This is a genomic window from Pseudomonas sp. GX19020 (genome assembly GCF_023371075.1).
Classification (GTDB): Bacteria; Pseudomonadota; Alphaproteobacteria; order Rhodobacterales; family Rhodobacteraceae; genus Pseudogemmobacter.
Window position 1 is genome coordinate 47,516 of sequence record NZ_JAMCCR010000013.1, and the last position, 21,991, is coordinate 69,506.

19 protein-coding genes are annotated in these 21,991 nt (G+C 62.2%); 13 read left to right on the plus strand and 6 right to left on the minus strand.

Features of this window, described 5'->3' with window-relative positions:
- Positions 1 to 18: 18 nt before the first annotated feature.
- Both M3484_RS17600 and M3484_RS17605 read right to left on the minus strand, forming a co-directional pair.
- Complete coding sequence (locus M3484_RS17600; protein ID WP_249498558.1) at positions 19 to 1,413, minus strand: YncE family protein; 1,395 nt, start codon at positions 1,411 to 1,413, stop codon at positions 19 to 21.
- Positions 1,414 to 1,474: 61 nt separating this feature from the next.
- The gene (locus M3484_RS17605) at positions 1,475 to 3,745 is read right to left on the minus strand and encodes a FepA family TonB-dependent siderophore receptor (protein ID WP_092902689.1); all 2,271 of its coding nucleotides are present in this window, start codon (positions 3,743 to 3,745) and stop codon (positions 1,475 to 1,477) included.
- A gap of 281 nt (positions 3,746 to 4,026) precedes the next feature.
- On the opposite strand from M3484_RS17605, the gene M3484_RS17610 reads away from it, so the two are divergent.
- Positions 4,027 to 4,755, plus strand: a complete 729-nt coding sequence (locus tag M3484_RS17610) for a response regulator (RefSeq protein WP_249498559.1) — start codon at positions 4,027 to 4,029, stop codon at positions 4,753 to 4,755.
- A gap of 3 nt (positions 4,756 to 4,758) precedes the next feature.
- Positions 4,759 to 6,093 (plus strand): ATP-binding protein, encoded by a 1,335-nt coding sequence (locus tag M3484_RS17615; protein WP_249498560.1) that lies wholly within the window; start codon positions 4,759 to 4,761, stop codon positions 6,091 to 6,093.
- Between the two features lie 19 nt (positions 6,094 to 6,112).
- On the opposite strand, the gene M3484_RS17620 is transcribed toward M3484_RS17615, so the two are convergent.
- Both M3484_RS17620 and M3484_RS17625 read right to left on the minus strand, forming a co-directional pair.
- Entirely contained in the window at positions 6,113 to 6,430 is a 318-nt protein-coding gene (locus M3484_RS17620) for a hypothetical protein (protein WP_092902682.1), read from the minus strand.
- Between the two features lie 489 nt (positions 6,431 to 6,919).
- Positions 6,920 to 7,480: a TetR/AcrR family transcriptional regulator gene (locus tag M3484_RS17625; RefSeq protein ID WP_249498561.1), complete on the minus strand. Its 561-nt coding sequence runs from the start codon at positions 7,478 to 7,480 to the stop codon at positions 6,920 to 6,922.
- A gap of 82 nt (positions 7,481 to 7,562) precedes the next feature.
- Between M3484_RS17625 and M3484_RS17630 the strand changes: the two genes are divergently transcribed.
- The gene (locus tag M3484_RS17630) at positions 7,563 to 9,077 is read left to right on the plus strand and encodes an MFS transporter (RefSeq protein ID WP_249498562.1); all 1,515 of its coding nucleotides are present in this window, start codon (positions 7,563 to 7,565) and stop codon (positions 9,075 to 9,077) included.
- A 312-nt stretch (positions 9,078 to 9,389) separates the two neighbouring features.
- Here the strand turns inward: M3484_RS17630 and M3484_RS17635 are convergent, their stop codons facing one another.
- Positions 9,390 to 10,703 carry an MFS transporter gene (locus tag M3484_RS17635; RefSeq protein WP_249498563.1) on the minus strand — a complete coding sequence of 438 codons (1,314 nt, stop codon included), beginning with the start codon at positions 10,701 to 10,703 and terminating at the stop codon, positions 9,390 to 9,392.
- Between the two features lie 243 nt (positions 10,704 to 10,946).
- Between M3484_RS17635 and cyoA the strand changes: the two genes are divergently transcribed.
- From cyoA to M3484_RS17660, 5 genes are read left to right on the plus strand one after another with little or no spacing between them, the layout of a single operon-like run.
- On the plus strand, positions 10,947 to 12,146 hold the full coding sequence (gene cyoA / locus M3484_RS17640; protein WP_249498564.1) for a ubiquinol oxidase subunit II: 1,200 nt from the start codon (positions 10,947 to 10,949) through the stop codon (positions 12,144 to 12,146).
- Between the two features lie 14 nt (positions 12,147 to 12,160).
- Entirely contained in the window at positions 12,161 to 14,179 is a 2,019-nt protein-coding gene (cyoB, locus tag M3484_RS17645) for a cytochrome o ubiquinol oxidase subunit I (protein WP_249498565.1), read from the plus strand.
- A gap of 3 nt (positions 14,180 to 14,182) precedes the next feature.
- Entirely contained in the window at positions 14,183 to 14,836 is a 654-nt protein-coding gene (cyoC, locus tag M3484_RS17650) for a cytochrome o ubiquinol oxidase subunit III (protein WP_092902668.1), read from the plus strand.
- Entirely contained in the window at positions 14,836 to 15,219 is a 384-nt protein-coding gene (gene cyoD / locus M3484_RS17655) for a cytochrome o ubiquinol oxidase subunit IV (RefSeq protein ID WP_249498566.1), read from the plus strand. The genes cyoC and cyoD overlap by 1 nt, the downstream gene beginning before the upstream one ends.
- A complete protein-coding gene (locus M3484_RS17660; RefSeq protein WP_249498567.1) occupies positions 15,216 to 15,938 on the plus strand; it encodes an SURF1 family protein in 723 nt (240 codons plus the stop codon). The genes cyoD and M3484_RS17660 overlap by 4 nt, the downstream gene beginning before the upstream one ends.
- On the opposite strand, the gene M3484_RS17665 is transcribed toward M3484_RS17660, so the two are convergent.
- Positions 15,933 to 16,958, minus strand: a complete 1,026-nt coding sequence (locus M3484_RS17665) for a LacI family DNA-binding transcriptional regulator (protein WP_249498568.1) — start codon at positions 16,956 to 16,958, stop codon at positions 15,933 to 15,935. The two genes, M3484_RS17660 and M3484_RS17665, sit on opposite strands and share 6 nt — an antisense overlap.
- A 144-nt stretch (positions 16,959 to 17,102) precedes the next feature.
- Here M3484_RS17665 and M3484_RS17670 point away from each other — a divergent pair, with 144 nt between their 5' ends.
- From M3484_RS17670 to M3484_RS17690, 5 genes are all read left to right on the plus strand, one after another.
- Complete coding sequence (locus M3484_RS17670) at positions 17,103 to 18,146, plus strand: sugar ABC transporter substrate-binding protein (RefSeq protein WP_249498569.1); 1,044 nt, start codon at positions 17,103 to 17,105, stop codon at positions 18,144 to 18,146.
- Between the two features lie 86 nt (positions 18,147 to 18,232).
- Positions 18,233 to 19,201 carry an ABC transporter permease gene (locus M3484_RS17675; protein WP_249498570.1) on the plus strand — a complete coding sequence of 323 codons (969 nt, stop codon included), beginning with the start codon at positions 18,233 to 18,235 and terminating at the stop codon, positions 19,199 to 19,201.
- A gap of 17 nt (positions 19,202 to 19,218) precedes the next feature.
- Positions 19,219 to 19,992 (plus strand): ATP-binding cassette domain-containing protein, encoded by a 774-nt coding sequence (locus tag M3484_RS17680; protein ID WP_249498571.1) that lies wholly within the window; start codon positions 19,219 to 19,221, stop codon positions 19,990 to 19,992.
- The gene (locus tag M3484_RS17685) at positions 19,992 to 20,966 is read left to right on the plus strand and encodes an ABC transporter permease (RefSeq protein ID WP_249498572.1); all 975 of its coding nucleotides are present in this window, start codon (positions 19,992 to 19,994) and stop codon (positions 20,964 to 20,966) included. The genes M3484_RS17680 and M3484_RS17685 overlap by 1 nt, the downstream gene beginning before the upstream one ends.
- A gap of 11 nt (positions 20,967 to 20,977) precedes the next feature.
- Entirely contained in the window at positions 20,978 to 21,991 is a 1,014-nt protein-coding gene (locus tag M3484_RS17690; RefSeq protein ID WP_249498573.1) for a Gfo/Idh/MocA family oxidoreductase, read from the plus strand.

A 21,991-nucleotide genomic window follows, 5' to 3' on the forward strand; every position in this document is an offset into this window, starting at 1 on the left:
CCTGTTGTTCTTGCGGTATTATTGTGCCGGCGTCAGGCGCCAGAGATTGTCGCCGGTCGGATCGTCTTCGCCGCGCGCCTTGTTCACTGCCCAGATCCGGCCCTGGCCATCAGCGCGGAGCTGGTTGGTCGAATTCCCGGCGTCCAGATTGGCCAGGATTTCGCCCTGACCATTGACCACCGTGATCGTGCCCGCGCCGCGATTGGCGATATAGGCGGCATTCGAGGCCGCGTCATAGGTGACGTTCAGCGGCTGCGCGCCGACCGCCACATCATGGATCACTTCGCCTTTCGCGACATCGACCACCAGCACATTGTCCGATTGCTGAGAGACGACAAAGGCAAGGCCCTGGGCCGCGTCATAGGCCACACCGGCGGCACCTTTGGCACCGGGCAGCGCGATAACTCTGACATCGCCCGATTTCAGGTCGATCACGGCAAGCTCATTGGTGCTCATCGAAACATTGACCAGGACGCCCGAGGCCGGATCGATATCCAGCGCCATCGCCGACCATGCGCCGCCGCGCTCGCCCGAGGTGATGGTGATCGGTGCCAGCTGCTCCAGCGTCGCAGTGTCGAATACTTCGATATTGCCGGTGCGGGTGGCCGAGGCATAGGCGCGGCCATTCGCTTCGTCGATCACCACATCGCGGGCATGGTTGACCGAGCCCGGCGCGAATTGCCGGACCAGCGAAAGGTCGGATTGCTTATAGACCGAAATGGTGTCCTGCCGGGTGTTCGTCACCCAGACATTGCCATTCACATCATCAACGCCCACGCCGTAAACCGCGAAAAGCCCGGCATCCTCGCCATTCTCGCGCGCGGGTGCGGCCTCGGGTGTGACCTGGGCCAGCTGTTCCAGCGTATTGGCATCAAGCTTGGTCAGCGCCGATTGTTTGACCGGCGGGCGGCCGACGGCCGAGGTCACGAACACCGCATCCGAGGCTTTCGAATAAGCCACCTGATAGAGGCCACGCGTCACCGGACGATTGGCGATGGTGAATTTATCTGCGCCCGAAAGCGGCACTTCGGGCGAGATTTTCAGCGTCACCACCTCGGCGGCGGCGGGCTTCTCGGCAATCACCAGGATCGGCTGCAGCCCGGTTGCTGCATCGGCATCGACTTCAAGGTCAAAGCTGAATTTGCCCTCGGCATCGACCAGCAGCGGGCCGTCGGCGTTCAGGACATTGGGGCCGCGCATCAGGGTGATTTCCTGATCAGGGATCAGCCCTTCGCCCGAAATGGTGACCTTGCTGCCAATATAGACCGGCGCGCCGCGTTCAGAACTGGCGGCGCTGACGCGGCCCTGGAAATCCCGGACCGGGGTAAAGACGGTCTCGGCCGAGACCGGGCCAGCCAGCAGGATCGCAAGGGTCGAGGCGCTGAGAAGCGGGCGGAATACTTTGGAAAACATGATGTTTCTTTCTGACAAGAGGGTGCCCGGCCGGATCGTCCGGCCGGGACATTTGCATCGCTCAGAAGGATTTGGTCAGGCCGACATAGAAGGCGCGGCCCGGCTCGTTGAAGGTATTGGAGCCACCGCTGGTCTCGGTGCGGTAGATCTTCTTGTCCAGGAGGTTGGTCACACCGGCGGTCATGCGGGCGGTCTCGGTGACATCCCAGTTCATGCCAATGTTGAACAGGGTGTAGCCGCCGCGCTCATTGGGGTCGGTGGTGACCGCACCGGACACCGAGCTGATCGCCGAAGGCTGGATCGGGCCGTAATGGGTGGCGCCGAGCGTGAAGCCCAGATCGTCGCGGGCCTGCCAGTCAAGCGAGGCATTGATCGTGTAATCGGGAACCAGCGAAAGCGGCTGGCCGGTCGATTTGATCTTCGAGTCGATCATATAGGTGACATTGGTGTTCAGCGAGATCGTGTCGCTGAGCCGGGTCGCAAAGTTGCCCTCGATCCCCTCAACCACCGCCGGCCCGGTGTTTTCCCAGCGGAACAGGCGGTTGGTGGTGGCGCCGGGGTTTTCCTGGATCTGGCCCGACTGGATCTTGTTCTTATAGTCATTGTGGAAATATGTCAGGCTGGCATTGATGCCGTTATCGCCCTCATAGGCGAACCCGATTTCCTTGTTGACGCTGATCTCGGGATCAAGATCGGGATTGCCGACCACAAAGCAGGGGCCGGTCAGGCGCACACCATTGACCCAGGGACAGCCATTGCCGTTGGTCGTATAGACATAGCCCGGGTTCAGCTGGAACACGTTCGGGGTCTTGAAGGCGCGGGCGATGCCGAGCTTCATCTTCCATTCATCGCTGAAGCGATATTCAGCGTTCAGGCTGGGCGAGGCATTGCCGCCAAAATCGCTGGAATAGTCGTAGCGCAGGCCTGGGGTGATGATCAGATTGTCCGACCATTCGATATTGGCTTCCGCATAAAGCCCGACGCGGTTCATCGCGAGAACCGGGTCGCGGCTGGCGGCATTGTTGATCAGCGTCGGATCGGTGATGGAGCCGGGCAGGCTGGTGACGATCGAAACCGGATCGTCGATCTTCTCGCGGCGGAATTCACCACCCAGCGTCACCGTAGCGCCGCGGCCGAAAAGATGCATCGGCAGGATCCATTCCGACTTGGCGGTGATGTTCTCCAGCTTGATGGTGCGGAAGGCGAAGCTGTCATTGACGCCATCACCATCGGCATCGGCGCAATAGCTGATCCGGCCCTCGCCTGCCCCCGCGACGCCTTCACAAAGCCGCGTATTGGTGGTGTTTTCCAGCTGGATAAAGCTGTTCGATGTGCCGAAATCATAGTCGCCGCGATGGGTGATCGCGAAGGTGCGACGGTACATCTTATTGGTTTCGGTGCCGATAAGCCCCAGGTAATCCTCGACGATATGGGGCTGGGTGGCCGAGTTCGCCGGCCAGCTGCCAAGCTGCGAGTCGCCGGCGAATTTATTGCCCTGGCGCGAGAAGTTCATCTCGAAATCCAGCTCGTGGTTCTCGGCGACCTTCCAGGTGGCCAGAGCGCCGATGTCTTTGTTCGAAACACCTTCTTTGCCGGCCAGGGGCGTGGCACCGGTCGCGGTCGGAGGGTTGAGATCGGCCGCATCGCCATTGGTCTTGTTATAGCCGCCGAAGATCCGCAGGCTGAGCCTTTCGCCCACCGGGCCCGCCAGCATGAAAGACCCGCGATAGCTGTCGCCTTCCTTGCTGTTATCGGGCGCGGTGTAATGCAGCCCGACCTGACCGGTAAAACTGTCAGGGCGTTTGGTCACGATATTGACCACACCGCCCGAGGCGCCCGAACCGTAGCGCGCCGCCGCCGGGCCGCGAATGACTTCGATCCGCTCGATCAGCTCTGCCGGAACCCAGTTGGAATCGCCCCGGGTGTCGCGCTCGCCATTGCGGCCCATCTTGACCGCATTGCGCGAATTGACCGGCTTGCCGTCGATCAGGATCAGGGTGTTTTCCGGCCCCATGCCGCGCAGGTCGATCTGTCGCTGGTTGCCGCGCTGACCCGAAGCCGAGGCCCCGGTCAGGTTGACGCCCGGCATCTTGCGCACGACTTCCGAGATGTCATTCATCACCGGGGTCTTTGCCAGATCTCCGGCGGTGATGGTCGAGACGCCTAGGGCCTGTTTGATCTGGTCTTCGGCCGAGAGAACGATAGTGCCGAGTTCGACCGCCTCGTCTTCTTCCGTGCCCGACTGGGCAAGGGCCGGGGTCACCGAAAAGCCGGTGGAAAGTACCAGTAACAGCGCCGTGCAGGATGCAAGGCGCGATGAATGGGTCTGCATCACAAGACTCCGTGGAATCGGGGTTTCTGGCTGGCTGAATGCGGGCTTTGGCCCGGTTCATGCCGCGACACCCGGGCGGGGCAAGCCGTTTGCGACAGAATTGTCGCGAACTGTCTCTGGCTGACGGGTTTAGCCGGGATTGCCCTGGAAATTCACTCAGGAATGTGACAACCTCGCCACGTTGTCCGGGCCGGTGGCCGGGTCTACTATGGCCGTGGCTCCGGTCGGGGGAATCTCCAGGACATCATTCCGGAAGCCGAGGCTCCGGGGGCCCAGGGCGAATGCAGAAGACATCCATACCGAAACTGCTGGTGGTCGATGACGCCGCCGATATCCGCGATCCGCTTTGCCACTATCTCGCGAAGAACGGGTTCGAGGCGGTTGGCGCCGCATCGGCGGAGGAGGCGCGGGCGGTTTTGCACGATGAAACGATCAGCCTCATCATCCTTGATCTGATGATGCCGGGCGAGGACGGGCTGAGTTTTTACCGAGCACTGATGAACAGCAGTACCGGCGGGCGCATTCCGGTAATCATGCTGACGGCGCTGCACAGTGACGCCAATAAGATCCGGGGCCTCGATCTGGGTGCTGACGACTATGTGACCAAGCCCTTCAATCCGCGCGAGCTTTTGTCCCGTATTCATGCCGTTTTGCGGCGGGGCAGCCTCGCAAAACCCGGGCCAGCGCGGGAAAGGCGACGTTTTGCCGGGATCGTGCATGACCCGCAGGTACAGGCGTTGCTGCTGCCCGATGGGGCCGAGGTCGGGCTGACCTCGGGCGAGAACCGGCTTCTTGAGGCACTGCTTGATCATCCGGGTGGCGTTCTGAGCCGTGAGGACATCGCAAAGCTGATCAGCCGCAAGGGGGATACGACGACGATGCGTGCCGCCGATAACTGCATTTTCCGGCTGCGGCGCAAGCTTGGGGACAATGCGCGGGCGCCGAAGATCCTGCTGACCGACTGGGGTGGCGGCTACCGGATCGTTGACGATGTCCGGCCGGACGGCTGAGGCATGTGGCTTCGTCTCCCCGACAGTATTCATGGCCGTTTCGCGCTTTTGCTGATTGCCTCGCTGCTGTTTTGCAATCTCGCCGCCGCCTGGCTTCTGGCGCAGGAGGGGTCTGCCTTTGACCAGGCGATCCGGGTGCAGCATGATATGGGCCGTCTGGTCGCGCTGATCGACACGATTGAAGAGACCGACCGCGAGACTGGCGAAGCGATCGTCACCCGCTCGATGACCGGCTACACCCGTTTTTCCATCGAGTCTGAGCCCTTGACCCGCAATGCGGGGGACGAGCTGGGTGATATCGCCGATGAGATCCGCCGTGCACTGCCTAACCATGTGATCCGCGTGACCCGGCCCGTCGCCCGGCAAAGTGCCGACCTGCGCAGCCCGGCGCTTCTGATCATTTCGGTCCAGCTGGCCAAAGGCGTGCGCGATGGGGAATGGCTCAATTCGCTGGTCTATCCGCTGGGCCTCTCGGCTGTCTGGCGGCAGAAATCGACGTTTTTCATCCCGCTGATTGCCTCGCTTTCGGTGGCCCTGGCGATCGGGCTTTTCTTCCTGCACCAGATGACGCAGCCCCTGAAAAAGCTTGCCGGTGCTTCGCTGGCGGCAGGGCGGGGCGATCATTCGGTGCGCCTGACCGAAACCGGCCCGCGCGAGATCCGCGATGCGGCGGCGTCGTTCAATACGATGCAAAGCCAGATCGCCGCATTCGAAGAGGACCGGCGCCGGATGCTGGCGTCAGTCGGTCATGACCTGCGCACGCCGATCACCAGCCTGCGATTGCGCGTCGAAGGGGTTGATGAGGATGCGCTGCGCCTGCCGATGATCCGCATTCTCGAAGATATGACGGTGATGACCGATGACATCCTGCGCTACACCACCGGATCCGGGCCGGAAGAAGAGCGCCGCGAGACCGATCTGCGCGAAGTGCTGGCCGATCTTTGCGCGGGGGCGGGGGTGCATCTCGCAGCGCATGAGCCGGTAATCGCCCCGGTGCGGGTGGTGGCGATCCGCCGCGCGGTCGGCAATCTGATCGACAATGCGCTGCGCTATGCGGGCTCGGCCCGGGTGAGCCTTGACCGGATCCGGGGCGGGGCGGTGATCACGGTCAGCGACCGTGGCCCGGGGATCCCGGAGAACCGGCTTGCCGATGTGCTGCAGCCCTTTGTCCGCGGCGAGGAAAGCCGCTCACGTGAGACCGGCGGCATTGGACTTGGCCTCGCGATCACCCGCAAGATCGTCGCGGCGCATGGTGGCACGATGGTTCTGAGAAACCGGGCAGGCGGCGGCCTGGAGGTGGAATTGCAGCTGCCTTCGGGCCCGGTCCAGCCGGGCTGAGTCCGTCGCGGAACGGAAATCAGCTTTTGCCCCCAAAAAGGCGGGCCCAGAATCCCGGTGGTTTCCCGGCTTCGGCATCCGCCGCCGTTGCGGCCGGCTGGCTGCGCGCGGCGCGGCCCTGGCCCGCTTTCACCTCAAGCGCGGCCCGGCCCGCATCGCTCAGCCGGTAGCGCCGCGCGGTGACGATATGCAAGAGGCCAAGATCGGTCAGCCGCTCGGCCAGGGCGATCACCTCTTCGCCACGCGGATCGTCTTTCAGCGACAGGATCCCGTCCGGCGCGGTTTGCGCCTCGGAAAGCAATGCCCTCTGGGGCGCAGTGATACCCTGTTTCGTCATAGCCCAATGGTCATGGCGCGCCGCCTGTTCCCTGACATCTGCCCCCCGCGATCTGCCTTGCGGCCGAGTTTACCCCAATGCAGTCCGAACAGCAGTGCAAATCTCGATGAGCGGTGTGCGAGGAGATCGGCCAATGTCGAACACCGCGCCCCGTGTCAGCGGCAGGCTGTTCGGGCAACCGATCATATCGGTCTGGCACCGCTTATAGTGCTTCCAGGCGTCCGGGCCCTGCGCGAACCCGGAAGCAAGGCCGCTGCGATGCTGTCAAGCACGCCCGACGGTGCCCATCGCGCCAAAGGAAATCAGCTGCAGTACTATGTCGAGCCGGGCCGGAGGCTGGAAAGAGGCGCAGGATGGTCATGGGCAGATCCGCTGCATATACCGCAAAAAGGGGCGCCGGCAGCTTAGCCAAAGCGCGTGTCCGGAACATGCGCCGGATTGAACTGGGGTGATGCCCTTGTGGAATGATCCGCTGCGGATGCGCCCCTTTCAGGGCTCCTTATCCCCCTGACCGCCCGCAAGGCGTGAAATGCCGTCAAAGATCTGTTGCCAGGCGGCGTCATCCAGCCCGATCAGCCCAAAGCTCTTTAGGAAAAACACCCCCTCGCTGGCGAGAAAGGCGATGGCGGCGTCGCGGTCTTCGGGGCGGCTGACATCAAGCCCACCCAGCCGCCTGTCATACCAGGCCCGGGTTTCAGCCACCTGATCCGGGCTTTGGAAAATCGCGGTCATCATCATGGCCGAGCGGGCGAAATCGGCATCGGCCGTGGCAACATTGGCGCGGACATGGCTTTGAACCACCGCCTGTGGCGTCGGATCAGGGCCAAGGGGGCCAAGCACATCGGTTTCGAAACTGTCCGACCAGCGGTCGACCATGGCGCGGATCAGGTTCTCCTTGGTGCCAAAGGCATATTGCACGCCGCCGCGCGTGACCCCGGCGGCTTTGGCCAGAGCGCCAAAGCTCAGCCCAGCCGCGCCTTCAGCCGCGACAATTGCTTCGGCCGCATCAAGCAGTTTCTCGCGGTCTATGCTGCGCGGGCGTCCCGACATCTTGGCTCTTTCGTTTCAATGCAGTTGTATTTATATTGCGGCCGGGGCGCATGACGCCCTCACCGAGTAACGGATCCTTCCGATGTCTGCCGCCAATCGCTGGCTTGTTCTTGCCATTATCTCAAGTGCTCTGTTCCTGATCGTCATCGATATGACGGTTCTCTATACCGCATTGCCGCGCCTGACCCATGACCTCGGTGCTACGGCAACCGAGAAACTCTGGATCGTCAATGCCTATCCGCTGGTCGTGGCCGGGCTTTTGCCGGGGCTGGGGACGCTCGGCGACCGGCTGGGTCATAAGCAGATGTTCCTTGCGGGGCTCTGCGTGTTCGGCCTCGCCTCGGTGGTCGCCGCTTTCTCGCCTGCGCCCTCGATGCTGATCTTCGCAAGGGTGCTGCTGGCGATCGGGGCCGCGATGATGATGCCGGCCACGCTGTCTTTGATCCGGCTTACTTTCACCGATGAGAAAGAGCGCGCCTTCGCCATCGGCATCTGGGCGGCGGTCGCCTCGGGGGGGGCGGCGCTTGGCCCGGTGGTGGGCGGCGTGCTGCTCGAATGGTTCTGGTGGGGCTCGGTCTTCCTGATCAATGTGCCGGTGGTGGTCCTGGCGCTGATCTCTGGCTCTATTCTGCTGAAGCGGCGCCCGGGCAATCCGGACAGCCCCTGGGATCTGGCCGGTTCGGTCCAGGTGATGGTCGGGCTGGTTGGCCTCGTCTTTGCCATCAAGGAACTTGCCAAACGCGAGCCGGATCTTCTGGCGCTGGCGCTTTCGGCGGGGATCGGGGCGCTGGCCATGTGGATTTTCCTGCGTCGCCAGCTGCGCGCGAGCCGACCGCTGATCGATTTCAGCCTGTTCCGCAATGCCCGGTTTTCGGCCGGTGTGGTGACGGCGCTGACCGCTTCGGCGGCGCTGATCGGGTTCGAACTGGTGTTCAGCCAGCGTCTGCAGCTGGTCGACGGGCTCTCGCCGCTGGAGGCCGGGCTGCTGATCCTGCCGATCCCGCTGGCCTCGTTCCTGTCCGGGCCGCTGACCGGGCTGGCGCTGCCGCGTCTGGGCGCGTCAAAGGTGCTCTGGGGGTCGCTTCTCTTGTCGGGCTTCGCGCTGGCGGCCTATCTGGCGCTGCATCAGGGGCCGGCCTGGGCCTGGCTTGCGGCCCTGACGGTGATGGGCTTCGGCATCGGCGCGGCGATGACCGGCGCGTCGGTTGCAATTATGCTTTCGGCACCGGAAGAGCGGGCGGGCATGGCGGCCTCGGTCGAGGAAGTGTCCTATGAGCTGGGCGGCGCCCTTGGTGTGGCGCTGCTGGGCAGCCTGATGTCGGCACTTTACACCCGCGGCCTCGTTCTGCCCGAAGGCATCTCCATCGCAAACGAGGCGCGCGACAGTCTCGACGAGGCGCTGATCCTCGCGGCCAGCCTGCCGGAGCGTGAGGCCGATCAGGTGGTCACCCTGGCTCGCGCGGCCTTTGAACAGGCCTTCACCGGGGTCACCCTCGCGGCCATTCTTGCCCTGATCCTTGCGGGGCTGGTAATCCGCCACAAGACCCGCGACCAGGCTGCAGCAGAAAAGGGCGAAGAGATCCGCCCGCATGCCTGACCGACAGGCCCGGCGCGGCGCCTGCCGCCGCGTCGGCCCTCCGCCGCAGTTGCGTCGGATCGTCATCTCAGGGGAGGGGCTGCGGTTATCAGCTGCCGTGTTCTCTGGTGCTCTTCCCCATGCGGTGGAAGCCCCATCTGGCGACATGTACTGGTTCGGGCGGCAATGACACCCTTACGGGCAGAAACCCTGCCCACAGACTGAATGGCTCCGCAGGATAAGACATGCTCTGTCGTGGTACTGCCTTGTGCCTGTGATCAGATCTCAGGCACTGCAACCCATATGCGGCGCAGCGCCTGAAACGGGCCTGGCTCAGCCGGCGGCGCGGAATTCCAGCCGGCCGGCGATCCAGATCGCGATGATCGAACAGACCGCCCCGGACAGCAGGTAAAGACCGGCGGCGGGCAATCCAAGCCAGGAGGCAAGGAAGAGCGCCGTGATGGGCGCGAAACCGGCGCCAAACATCCATGCCAGATCCGAGACGATGGCCGAACCGGTATAGCGGTTCTTCGCCCCGAACAGCGCGCCGACCGCGCCCGAGCTTTGCCCGAAGCTCAGCCCCAGAATGGTCCAGCCGAGCAGCAGATAGACCACCTCACCGGTACGCCCGCCCGACAAAAGCACCGGCGCCGCGATGGCGAAAAGCCCGATCAGAATGGCGGTCGCCTGCAAAAGCCGGCGGCGCCCGAATGTATCGGCAAGCCAGCCCGAAAGGATCACCGCAAGGATCCCGTTCGCGGCCGCCCCGGCATCAAGCAGCAGATATTCTCCAATGGTTTCATCGGTGTAAAGGTTGATCCAGGACAGCGGGAACACCGTCACCATATGGAACATCGCGAATGTGGCCAGCGGCACGAAAATGCCGAGGATCACGGTGCTGCCATCTTCGCGCAGCGTCTGCCCGACCGGGGTCGGCTGCAATTCGCGCGAAGTATAGAGTTCCTGGAATTCATGCGAGGCGACGATGCGCAGCCGCGCGAACAGCGCCACCACATTGACCGCGAAGGCCACAAAGAACGGATAGCGCCAGCCAAATTCCATGAAATCCTGCAGGCTGAGGCTGTGGAGCAGATAGGCGAACAGCAATGTCGCCACGATCAGCCCGATCGGTGCGCCCAGCTGCGGCACCATCGCGTAAAGCCCGCGCTGATGTTCCGGCGCGTTCATCGCCAGCAGCGAAGGCATTCCGTCCCAGGCCCCGGCCAGCGCCAGACCCTGACAGATCCGCAGCGCGGCCAGAATGACCACCGCCCAGATCCCGACCGTCTCATAAGAGGGCAGAAGCCCCATCGCCACCGTGGCCGTTCCCATCATGAAAAGCGCGATGGTCAGCTTTGCCACCCGCCCGATCTGCCGGTCGAGCCACATGAACAAAAGCGAGCCGATGGGCCGCGCGACAAAGGCCAGCGCCAGCAGACCAAAGGACATCAGCGTGCCCGAAAGCGGATCGGTGAAGGAAAACACCAGTTTCGGGAAAACGATCACTGCGGCGATGGCAAAGACGAAGAAATCAAAAAACTCTGAAGCGCGGCCGATGATGACGCCGACAGCGATGTCAGAGGGCGACACCGAATGGATCGCCTCGTTGCTTTTATCGCTGCGGCCAGTGGCGGAAGGGTTCGACATCTGAATGGGGTCCCGGCTGGTTCAGGAATTGGGCAGGATCGGAAGCGCCGGATCTGCCCCGGCCCCCTTTTGCAGGGGTCGCGGTGGGGCGCCTGTACTCACTTGCCCCTGAATACGATATATCCGGCATATGGCAAAACGCCGCATGTTCTGCGCCGCCGCATGACGTTAGGCGATAGGGGCGAGGGGGCCTGGCAGTCAGGCCCGCCCAGCGTGACCACTTCGGCAGATGAAGGCAGTCATATGAAATCATTTATAAAATCCCCGGCGATTCTTCTGATGGTCGCGGTTCTGGCGCTGGCGGGATGCAAGGCAGAAGTGCTGGCCCCGGCAGGTGACGTCGCCGCACGGCAGCGCGATCTGCTGGTGCAGACAACGCTTCTGATGCTTATCATCATCGTGCCGGTGATGTTGCTCACGCTGTTTTTCGCATGGAAATATCGCAGCAAAAACAAAGAGGCAGACTATCAGCCCGACTGGGATCATTCGACCAAACTCGAACTGGTGATCTGGGCTGTGCCGCTTTTGCTTATCATCTGTCTGGGCGCGCTGACCTGGGTGGGGACCCACCTTCTGGACCCGTATCGGCCGCTTGATCGCGTAGATGTGAACACCCCCGTCACCGAGGAACACGAGACCCTGAAGGTCGAAGTGGTCGCGCTCGACTGGAAATGGCTGTTCATCTATCCCGACCAGGGGATCGCCACGGTGAACCGCCTTGTGGTGCCCGAAGATACGCCGGTCGAGTTCAGCCTGACCTCTTCCACGGTGATGAATGCCTTCTACATCCCCGCCATGGCCGGGATGATCTATGCGATGCCGGGGATGGAGACCAAGCTCCATGGCGTGCTGAACGAGCAGGGCGATTACAAAGGGATCGCCTCGCATTATTCCGGCGCCGGGTTCTCGGGGATGCATTTCGTGACCACGGTGACCGATCAGGCCGGGTTTGACGGGTTTGTCGCAGAAACGAAGGCGGCGGGCGGAATGCTTGACCGCGACACCTATCTGCAGCTTGCGGCCCCAAGCCAGAACGAGCCGCCGCGTGGCTATGCCGGGGTCGATCCGGTGCTGTTCGCGCGTGTCGTCAATATCTGTGTCGAAGAGGGCAAGATCTGCGTCGCCGAGATGATGCAAATCGACGCGGCAGGCGGTGCGGGGCGTGCCGGCATCCTGAATCTGATGCCGCGATATGCCAGCGCCGATGGCCGCAGCCTCGTGATCCCGGTACTCGGCGGCAATGCGAACATGATCCAGGGTTTCTGCGGCCCGGATGAAGAAGCCAGGATGCTGAGCCAGCGCGTCGTTATCGCGCCGCGCGAAGTGACCGCGCCCGGCCCGATGCGCGGTGCCGGTCTGACCCCGCCGTCAGGCCTTTTCGGCCGGGCCAACACCCAGTTCAGCCAGATCGCGCCGGAATCGGCTGCGGGCGAAGATTTCTGAAAGGACGCTGAGAAATGGCAGATGCGCCGGGCGCTCAGCCCACAACCTTTCTTCTGGGTCGCCTGAACTGGGAGGCCATTCCGAAAGACCCGATCATCTGGGTCACCTTTGCCGGTGTCGTTCTGGGTGGCCTGGTCATGCTGGCCGCGCTGACAAAGTTCAGGCTCTGGGGCTATCTCTGGAAAGAGTGGTTCACGAGCGTCGATCACAAAAAGATCGGCATCATGTATATCATTCTCGCGCTGATCATGTTCGTGCGCGGCTTTGCCGATGCACTGATGATGCGGCTGCAACAGGTCTGGGCCTTTGGCGGGTCCGAAGGCTATCTGAACTCGCACCATTATGATCAGGTCTTCACCGCCCATGGCGTGATCATGATCTTCTTCGTGGCGATGCCCTTCATCACCGGGCTGATGAACTACCTTGTGCCGCTGCAGATCGGGGCGAGGGACGTATCCTTCCCCTTCCTGAACAATTTCTCGTTCTGGATGACGGTGGGCGGCGCGGTGATCACCATGGCATCCCTGTTCATCGGGGAATTTGCACAGACCGGCTGGCTTGCATTCCCGCCACTGTCGGGGTTGCAATCAAGCCCCTATGTCGGCGTTGATTATTACATCTGGGGTCTGCAGGTCGCGGGCGTGGGGACCACGCTTTCGGGTATCAACCTTCTGATCACGATCCTGAAAATGCGCGCGCCCGGCATGACGCTGATGCGGATGCCGATTTTCACCTGGACCTCGCTTTGCGCCAATATCCTGATCGTGGCCTCTTTCCCGATCCTGACCATGACGCTGATCCTTTTGACGCTGGACCGCTATCTCGGCACTGCCTTCTTCACCAATGAAGCGGGCGGCAATGCGATGATGTATGTCAACCTGATCTGGATCTGGGGCCATCCCGAGGTCTATATCCTGATCCTGCCGCTGTTCGGCGTGTTCTCGGAAGTCACCTCGACCTTCTCCGGAAAGCGGCTCTTCGGCTACAGCTCGATGGTCTATGCCACGATCTGTATCACGATCCTGTCCTACCTTGTCTGGCTGCACCACTTCTTCACGATGGGGTCCGGGGCGAGCGTCAACTCCTTCTTCGGGATCACCACGATGATCATCTCGATCCCGACCGGCGCCAAGCTCTTCAACTGGCTCTTCACCATGTATAAGGGCCGCATCCGTTACGAGCTTCCGATGATGTGGACCATCGCCTTCATGCTGACCTTCACGGTGGGCGGCATGACCGGCGTGCTGCTTGCCGTGCCGCCGGCGGATTTCGTGCTGCACAACTCGCTTTTCCTGGTGGCGCATTTCCACAATGTGATCATCGGCGGCGTGCTGTTCGGTCTGTTTGCCGCGATCAACTTCTGGTGGCCCAAGGCCTTTGGCTACAAGCTGAACGTCTTCTGGGGCAAGGTCTCGTTCTGGTTCTGGGTTGTGGGCTTCTGGATGGCCTTCATGCCGCTTTATGTGCTGGGGCTGATGGGTGTCACCCGCCGTCTGCGCGTGTTCGATGATCCAGGCTATCAGATCTGGTTCGGCGTTGCGGCCTTTGGCGCGGTGCTGATTGCCATCGGGATCGCGGCGATGTTCGTGCAGATGGGCGTCTCGATCTGGAAGCGCAACGACCCTGCGATGCGCGACGAGACCGGCGATCCCTGGGACGGGCGGACGCTGGAATGGGCGACCTCTTCGCCGCCCCCGGATTACAACTTCGCCTATACGCCGATAAGCCATGGTCTTGACACCTGGTGGGATATGAAGCGCGAAGGCGCGGCGCGCCCGACCGGCAAGTATCACGCAATTCACATGCCGAAAAATACCGGCATGGGGGTGATCCTGTCTGCGATTGCGACCGTCTTCGGCATGGCGATGATCTGGTATATCTGGTGGCTCGCGGTGCTGTCTTTCGCAGGCCTGATCGCGGTCGCGATCTGGCATACCTTCAACTACAACCGCGACTTCTATATCCCGGTCTCTGAGATCGAGGCGAAAGAGGCCGCGCGCACCAAACAGCTGCAAGCAGCGGCGGGGGGCTGAGCGATGAGCGTCTTTTCACCCGCCAACCCCGCCGCGATTTATGCGCAGAACAACCCTGAGGCGGTCGCGAAATACTGGGACCAGTCCGAGCATCACCCGGAAGAGGGGGCATCGACCCCCCTCGGATTCTGGGTCTATCTGATGTCCGACTGTCTGATGTTCGCGGTGCTTTTCGCGGTTTATGGGGTGCTTGGCACCTCTTATGCCGCTGGCCCGGGGCCGAAGGCGCTGTTTGATCTGAACCTTGTCGCGATCAACACGGCGATGCTTCTCTTTTCGTCGATCACCTTCGGCTTTGCGATGCTTGCGATGTATGCCGGGCAGAAGGGGCGGATGCTGGGCTGGCTTTTTGTCACGCTGCTTTTCGGCCTCGCCTTCCTCGGGATCGAGATTTACGAGTTTTACCACCTGCTCCATGAGGGCGCCGGTCCCGGCCGCTCTGCCTTCCTGTCGTCTTTCTTTGCGCTGGTCGGCACCCATGGGCTGCACGTCACCTTCGGGTCAATCTGGCTGGTGACCATGATGGTGCAGCTGTCGGTCAAAGGCATCACCGGGCCGAATATCCGTCGGATGAGCTGCCTGTCGATGTTCTGGCACTTCCTTGACGTCATCTGGATCGGCGTTTTCACCTTTGTCTATCTGCTGGGGATGATCTGATGGGTGCGCATCACGACACGCATGGCCAGGGCGATGGCCAGGATCACGGGCATGGCAGCCATGCCAGCTATATCAAGGGCTTTATCCTGTCGGTCATCCTGACTGCGATCCCCTTTGCGGTGGTCATGACCGGTGGCTTTGAGAGCCGGCTTGCGACCATCGCGCTGATCGTGGGCTTCGCGGTGGTCCAGATCATCGTCCATATGATCTATTTCCTGCATATGACCACAAAGCACGAGGAAGGCTGGACCATGATGTCCACCATCTTCACGCTGATTGTGGTGGTGATCATGCTCGCGGGCTCGATCTGGGTCATGTATCATATGAACACCAATATGATGCCGCAGATGAACCACGAGGCCTTGCAGGGTTTCGGGTCGTGACGGTCCGGCGCAGCGGCGCGGCGGGTATCGTCGCGCTGGTACTGGCTGCGCTGGTCTTTGCCGGGCTGATCGGGCTGGGCGTCTGGCAGGTCCAGCGCCTGGCCTGGAAGACCGATCTGATCGCCCGGACCGAAGCACGGCTGACGGCAAAGCCGGTGCCGCCGCCCAGGGCCGCGGATTTCGCGGCGATCGGGGCGCCGGAATATATGCGTCTCGTGCTGACGGGCCAGTATCTCGAAGTGCCCTCGACCCTGGTACAGGCGCTTACGGTGCAGGGGCGCGGCTTTTGGGTCATGAGCCCTTTCATCAGCTATGACGGCCAGTTCATCCTGATCAATCGCGGCTTTATTCCCGAAGCCGACCGCGAGATGCTGCCCGCCCCACCCCGGGGCGAACAGCGCCTCACCGGGCTTTTGCGGCTGAGCCAGCCTGATGGCGCTTTCCTGCGGTCAAACGATCCGGCGGCGGGGCGTTGGTTCTCGCGCGATGTCGGGGCCATTGCGGCCTCTTTGGGGCTGCCGCAGGTGGCGCCCTGGTTCCTCGATCTGGGGCAGCCGGGCGAGGCGGTGGCGCCGGGCACGCTGCCGGTGCCGGGGCTGACGGTGGTACAGTTCCGAAACAGCCATCTCGGCTATGCCGCGACCTGGTTCGCGCTGGCGGGGATTTGGGCGTTTGGCCTGCTCATGCTGTGGCGACCAGAGCGCAAAGCGGCGCTATAGCGCACAATTATACTTCGTGTGCAGCAGGATCTGTGAGGCCGCCGGCTGCACAGTGACGCCGCGCGCCGCATCGCGGATCCAGAGCGCGGCCTGGGAAAGCTCGGCGGTGAAATCATGCGAGATCACGAAATCCATCACGCCGCTGCCGAGCAGGTCGCGGGAATGCGGCGTCAGCTCATGACCGACAAAAACCGGATCACGGTCGCGGCCAAGCGCCTCCAGCGCCCAGGCGATGCCGCGATTGGCGCCGGCGACATTATAGATCGCCAGTGGCACGCCATGATCGTGGAAATGGCTGATCAGCTGCTGATGCGTGGTCTCGGGGTCGTCATTGGCGATCACCTGTTCCTGCACGCGCAGATGCGGGAATTCGCTGCGCAACACGCGACGAAACCCCATCACGCGTTCTTTCTGACAGCGAAACGGCACGCTTGAAACGATGAGGATACTGGCGCGGCTTTGCGAGAGGCGGCTTCCGATCAGAAAAGCCGCCACGCTGCCAGCGGCATATTGGTCATTGCCCACATAGGCGGCGCGGCGAGAACTGGGCAGATCGCTGGTCAGGCAGACCACCGGCACGCCCTGGCCGCCCAGTTTGCGCAGCGCCGCATTGATCGCCGGATGTTCGCGGGCGACCACTATCACCCCGTCACTGTCGCAGCCGCCCTGTTCGATCTGGCGGGCGAACAGCGCCGGATCGGCCTCGCGGGTGGTCAGATAAAAGCCGCTGATCCGCACACCGGGAAGCGAGCGGTTCACCGCATCGGCGGCCGCATCCATCGCGGCGTTGAAGCTTGTTCCGGATTCGCAAAACAGCCTCAGATCCAGCGCCTCTTCGCGTCCCTGGTTTTCCTGGCTGAGCTTGTCCAGCGCTGCCACAACCCGGTTGCGGGTCTTTTCCCTCACCCCAGGCCGGTTGTTCAGCACGCGGTCTACCGTTGCGGGACCAAGCCCGGAAAGCCGCGCAACCTCTTTTACCGTCGGGCCTTTCCAGCCCTGCATGCGGGAATTTTCCGCCATCTCTTTCCCCTCCGCCGCCCGGATACACCCGAAAACGGCTGCCGCGACAAATGATGTGATTTACATCAGAAACAGCCGTTCAATCATCTTTCGCAACTTTGCCATGATTGCAATATTCATTGCACCCTTGGAGGAGGAGAAAAGATGATGACGTTCAAAGGCTGGATTCTGGCCGCGACCGCGCTTGCGACCACCGCCCTCACAGCGACCCTTCCAGACGCCGCCATGGCGCAAGATGGCGAAAAACTGCGCTTCGTCGTGGTCTCGCATATCGGGTCCAACGATCCGAATATGAACTGGCTGACCATGGCGATGGAGGAATTCGGCAAGAAATACCCCGATGTCGAAGCCGAATATATCTCGACCAACAATTACTCGATCCAGGAACATGTTCGTCTGCTGGAACAGGCGATTGCCACCCGCCCTGACGGGATCGCGGTGCCGGTGGTCAGCCCGGATGCGTTCGAAGGCCCGCTGCGGCGCGCCATCGACTCCGGCATTCCGGTCGTCGCCTTCAACATCGCCGATGGCCGCCCCGAGAGTGAGCGCATTCCTTACGTCACCTATGTCGGCGGCGACGAGCTGCTGACCGGCAGGAAGCTGGGCGAATATGCTCTCTCCCAGGTCGAGGCGGGTGTGGTGCCGGCCCCGACCCGGGTCGTCTGCGCCAGCCATGACAGCGCCCATGAGGGGCTGAAAAAGCGTTGCGCCGGGATGCGTGAAGTGATGGAGGCTGCGGGCGCGAAATTCGACGAGCTGTTCATCGGCGCCGAACCCGCGACCGCGCGCAACACGCTGCAATCCTATCTCTCGGCCAATACCGACACCAATTACATCTTCACCGTGGCCGGCTGGTCGGCACCCTGGGCCTGGGGTGTCGCCAATGAAATGGGGCTTTCGCCCGATGTCGATATGGAGGGCGTGACCGTTCTGACCGTCGATGAAGGCCCGGTTTCGATTGAGGGCGTCCGTCAGGGCCATGTGCTCGCCACAAACAGCCAGGGCTTCTGGCTGCAGGGTTATGCACCGCTGGAATGGCTCTACTGGAATGTAAAACATGGCTATGCGCCGCAGCAGGACATTCTGACCGGCCCGATCATCATCACCAAAGAAAACGCAGACAAATGGTCTGATCTGGTCCGCAGCGTCTTTGGCGAAGAGGCCTATAATCAGCAAAACACCTGGTAAGCCTGCGTATTCTGCCGGCCGGGGGACACCTCCCGGCCAGTCCTGCCAACGCGTCGCATATGCCCGCCTGCCAGAGGAAGATCCTCATGCGAACCCCCCTGCAAGCTCTCGTCCGAAGCCAGAGTTTCGGCGCCGTGATCGGCGTCGTACTGATGCTTGCCGTCTTCAGCCTCATTGACTTCTCCGGCTGGTGGCGCAGCCAGACGCTGGCAAATGTGGCGCATTTCTCGGCCATTCTGGGTCTTGTTGCGATGGGCCAGGCACTGGTGATCATCACAAAGGAAATCGACCTCTCTGTCGGGTCGGTCTACGGGCTTACGGGCGTCGCCTTCATCACCTTTGAGCCGCAATATGGCGTCGGAGGCGCCATTCTGCTGGCGCTGCTGATCGCGGCGCTGGTGGGGGCGGCCCAGGGCCTTCTGGTGGTGAAGGGGAAACTGCCTTCGATGATCGTGACCCTGGGCGGCCTCTTTGCCGCGCGCGGGCTGATCTATGTCTGGACCGGCGGCTCGGTGAACAATTTCTCGGAAGCGGCGCGCAACAACCCGCTGACCCGGCTGTTCGGCGGCGAGCTCTTTGGGCTTGAGGCGGCGATTTTCTGGATGATCGGGCTTTGCATTATGCTGAATGTGATGCTCTGGGGCACGCGGTTCGGCAACCGCCTGCTGGCAACCGGCGGCGCGCAGGATTCTGCGGAATCGCGCGGCGTCAGATCGGATCACGTCAAGATCGCGACCTTCACCCTTTGCGCGCTGCTTGCCGGCTTCGCAGGGATCGTGACGCTCGCAGACAAGCCGCAGACCCATGTGACCCTTGGCGATCTGATGGAGCTGGAGGCGATTGCGGCAGCCGTGATCGGCGGCTGCCTGTTGACGGGGGGCCGTGGCTCGCTGCTGGGCGCGGTGCTTGGCGCCTTCATCATCACGAGCTTTCGCTATGAGCTGATCGCACTTGGCGCGCCGTCTTCCTGGTTCATCACCTTTGTCGGTGTGGTCCTGATCGTCGCCGTCATCTTCAACCAGTCCCTTGCCCGCCGGGCAGGGCATTCTGTCTGACCCGAAAGGATCCTCCCATGTCCGGCACTCCCCTGATCCAGGTCAAAAATCTGCAGCTTTACTTCGGGGCCTTTCACGCGCTGAAAAATATCTCGGTCGACTTCAATGCGGGCGAGCTGATCGGCCTTGTCGGTGACAATGGTGCCGGCAAGACCACCCTGATCCGCGTGCTTTGCGGCATCCATAAACCCACCTCGGGCGAGGTCTGGTTCAATGGCGAGCGGGTTGAAAAATTCCACCCCAAACTCGCCATCGATCAGGGGATCGAGACGATCCAGCAATCGGTGGGCCTGTGCGACAACCTCTCAATCGCGCGCAATTTCTACCTTGGCCGCGAACCGGTGCGCCGGATCTTTGGCATCCCGATCCTCGATTTCAAAAAGATGCGCGAGATGTCGACAAAGGTGATCCGTGAATTCGGATTGCGCGACAATGTCTCGGCCGATGACGAGGTCGAGCGGCTTTCCGGCGGTGAACGCCAGTCGGTGAAAATCGGCCGCGCGGTTGCGTTCAGGAACCGCGTTGTCATCATGGATGAGCCCACGAACCATCTTTCCGTGCGCGAGCGCGAACATGTCAATGAACTCGCCCTGGCGCTTAAGGAACAGGGGCTGCTGGTGATCTATATCACCCATGACATCTTCCAGGTCCACAAGCTCGCCGACCGGATCATCATTATGGAAAACGGCGAAAAGATCGAAGACGCCGCCACCAGTGCCATGACCGCCGACGAGCTGGAGGAGGTCATCCGCCAGGGTGGCCGCAAGGTCGAAAAGCGGGAGACCGTCTGATGGCGGCGCAAGGGTTCAAACGCCTGGTGCGGCGCCATTCCGAGATCGGCATCTTCCTGATCGCGGGCCTTCTGGTGGTGTTCTTCGCCACCAGTTCCGATGGTCGCTGGGCCAATCTCTATAATTTCGCGACGATTTTGCAGGTCACGGCGACGCTCGGTCTGATGACCCTGGGCGTGGCGCTGGTGATCGGCACCGGCGAGATCGACATCTCGGTCGGATCGACCTTCGGAATGGGCGCGCTGGTCTACCTCTGGCTGGCGCTCAGGATCGACCCGGCGATTGCGATGCTGGCGGCGGTGACGGTGGGCGGGCTGATCGGGGCTTTCAACGGCTGGCTGATCACGAAAACCGGCACACCTTCGCTGATCATCACGCTCGGATCGCTGATGATATTTCGCGGCATCGCGATTGCACTGACCGACGGATTTTCCTTCTCGATCCCCTATGCGGCGCGCGGGGGCTTTACCTACTGGCTCTTTGGCGGCGGCGATATTCTCGGCTTCAACACCGGACTGATCTGGCTGGGGGTAAGCCTCGTCGCCCTGATGATCCTTCTGTGCGCCACGCCTTTCGGCAATCGTCTGCTGGCGGTCGGCGGCTCGGCCGCAAGCGCCCATTCGCGCGGCGTCCGCGTCGACCGTATCAAATTCTCGGCCTTCGTGATCTGCGGCCTGCTCGCGGGCCTTGCGGGAGGGCTCGAAGCCGGCAAGCTGGGCTTTGCCGATGGCTCGATGGGGCGGCTGATGGAGTTGCAGGCGATTGCCTCATGCGTTCTGGGCGGCTGTCTGCTGGCGGGCGGGCGGGTGTCGCTGCCGGGCGCGCTTACGGGGGCTTTCGTGCTCTCGTCGATCCAGTCCTATCTGGTGGTGATGGGGGTCAGGCCGCAATGGTTCATCCTCACGCTGGGGGTGATCGTGGTCGCGGCGGCGCTTGGCGATCGGGTGCTGCGGCAATGGGCTGTGAAACGGTAGGAATGACATAAATGACTGTCAGAATTGGAATTATCGGCGCCGGGATTATGGGGGCCGATCACGCGAAGATCTTCGCCGAAGACCTGCCGGGGGCAGAACTGCGCCTTGTGGTCGATGCCTCGGCAGATCGTGCAGAGACGCTCGCCCGCGCTTATGGCGCCGGGGCCGGCACCGATGCGGACGCGCTGATTGCGCGTGCCGATATCGACGCCGTGCTGATCGCCAGCCCCGATTTCACCCATGCGCCGCTGACCAAAGCCTGCCTTGAGGCGGGAAAGCCGGTGCTTTGCGAAAAACCGCTCTCGCCCTTCTCCGCCGAATGCCTGCAGGTGATGGAGACTGAGATCGCCGGGGGTGTGCAGCGGGTGCAGCTTGGTTTCATGCGCCGCTTTGACCAGTCTTACCAGGAGATGCGGAGTGCGCTGCGGGACGGGCTGATCGGGCGCGCGGTGATGATGCATAACTTCCACCGCAATGTCGCAAACCCGGCCACCGATTTCACTGCCGATATGGCGATCACCAATTCCGCACCGCATGAATTTGACGTGACCCGTTTCGTACTGGGAACGGATTTTGTCGCCGTGACGGCCTTCTCGCCGCAACTCGCCAATGGCAGGGTCGGCCCCGTGGTGATGGTGCTGGAAACGGACCGGGGCCAGGTCGTCACCATCGAGGTGAATAACAACGCCGCCTATGGCTATGACGTGCGCGGCGAGCTGGTCGGGGAAACCGGTGCGGTTTCGCTTTCCGCCCCGCTGCATTCGCGTATCGACCGCGGCCTGCAACAGGTCACCACCTATGCCGCCGACTGGCGCCCGCGCTTTGCCGAGGCCTATCGCCGCCAGAACCGCGCTTTCATCGACTTTGTCCGCAGCGGGGTCTTTCCGGCGGATGGGGCCAATGCCTGGGATGGTTACGCCGCATCGGTGATTGCCGAGGCCGGGGTGACCTCGCTGAAAGAGGGGCGGCGGGTTGTCGTTGAAATGATCGCGCAGCCGGATTTCTACCGCAAAAGGACAGACTGA

Excerpts from the sequence above, each read along its gene's own strand:
- M3484_RS17600 (WP_249498558.1), bottom strand. The coding sequence starts at position 1,413 with ATGTTTTCCAAAGTATTCCGCCCGCTTCTCAGCGCCTCGACCCTTGCG.
- M3484_RS17605 (WP_092902689.1), bottom strand. The coding sequence starts at position 3,745 with ATGCAGACCCATTCATCGCGCCTTGCATCCTGCACGGCGCTGTTACTG.
- M3484_RS17610 (WP_249498559.1), top strand. The coding sequence starts at position 4,027 with ATGCAGAAGACATCCATACCGAAACTGCTGGTGGTCGATGACGCCGCC.
- M3484_RS17615 (WP_249498560.1), top strand. The coding sequence starts at position 4,759 with ATGTGGCTTCGTCTCCCCGACAGTATTCATGGCCGTTTCGCGCTTTTG.
- M3484_RS17620 (WP_092902682.1), bottom strand. The coding sequence starts at position 6,430 with ATGACGAAACAGGGTATCACTGCGCCCCAGAGGGCATTGCTTTCCGAG.
- M3484_RS17625 (WP_249498561.1), bottom strand. The coding sequence starts at position 7,480 with ATGTCGGGACGCCCGCGCAGCATAGACCGCGAGAAACTGCTTGATGCG.
- M3484_RS17630 (WP_249498562.1), top strand. The coding sequence starts at position 7,563 with ATGTCTGCCGCCAATCGCTGGCTTGTTCTTGCCATTATCTCAAGTGCT.
- M3484_RS17635 (WP_249498563.1), bottom strand. The coding sequence starts at position 10,703 with ATGTCGAACCCTTCCGCCACTGGCCGCAGCGATAAAAGCAACGAGGCG.
- cyoA (WP_249498564.1), top strand. The coding sequence starts at position 10,947 with ATGAAATCATTTATAAAATCCCCGGCGATTCTTCTGATGGTCGCGGTT.
- cyoB (WP_249498565.1), top strand. The coding sequence starts at position 12,161 with ATGGCAGATGCGCCGGGCGCTCAGCCCACAACCTTTCTTCTGGGTCGC.
- cyoC (WP_092902668.1), top strand. The coding sequence starts at position 14,183 with ATGAGCGTCTTTTCACCCGCCAACCCCGCCGCGATTTATGCGCAGAAC.
- cyoD (WP_249498566.1), top strand. The coding sequence starts at position 14,836 with ATGGGTGCGCATCACGACACGCATGGCCAGGGCGATGGCCAGGATCAC.
- M3484_RS17665 (WP_249498568.1), bottom strand. The coding sequence starts at position 16,958 with ATGGCGGAAAATTCCCGCATGCAGGGCTGGAAAGGCCCGACGGTAAAA.
- M3484_RS17670 (WP_249498569.1), top strand. The coding sequence starts at position 17,103 with ATGATGACGTTCAAAGGCTGGATTCTGGCCGCGACCGCGCTTGCGACC.
- M3484_RS17675 (WP_249498570.1), top strand. The coding sequence starts at position 18,233 with ATGCGAACCCCCCTGCAAGCTCTCGTCCGAAGCCAGAGTTTCGGCGCC.
- M3484_RS17680 (WP_249498571.1), top strand. The coding sequence starts at position 19,219 with ATGTCCGGCACTCCCCTGATCCAGGTCAAAAATCTGCAGCTTTACTTC.
- M3484_RS17685 (WP_249498572.1), top strand. The coding sequence starts at position 19,992 with ATGGCGGCGCAAGGGTTCAAACGCCTGGTGCGGCGCCATTCCGAGATC.
- M3484_RS17690 (WP_249498573.1), top strand. The coding sequence starts at position 20,978 with ATGACTGTCAGAATTGGAATTATCGGCGCCGGGATTATGGGGGCCGAT.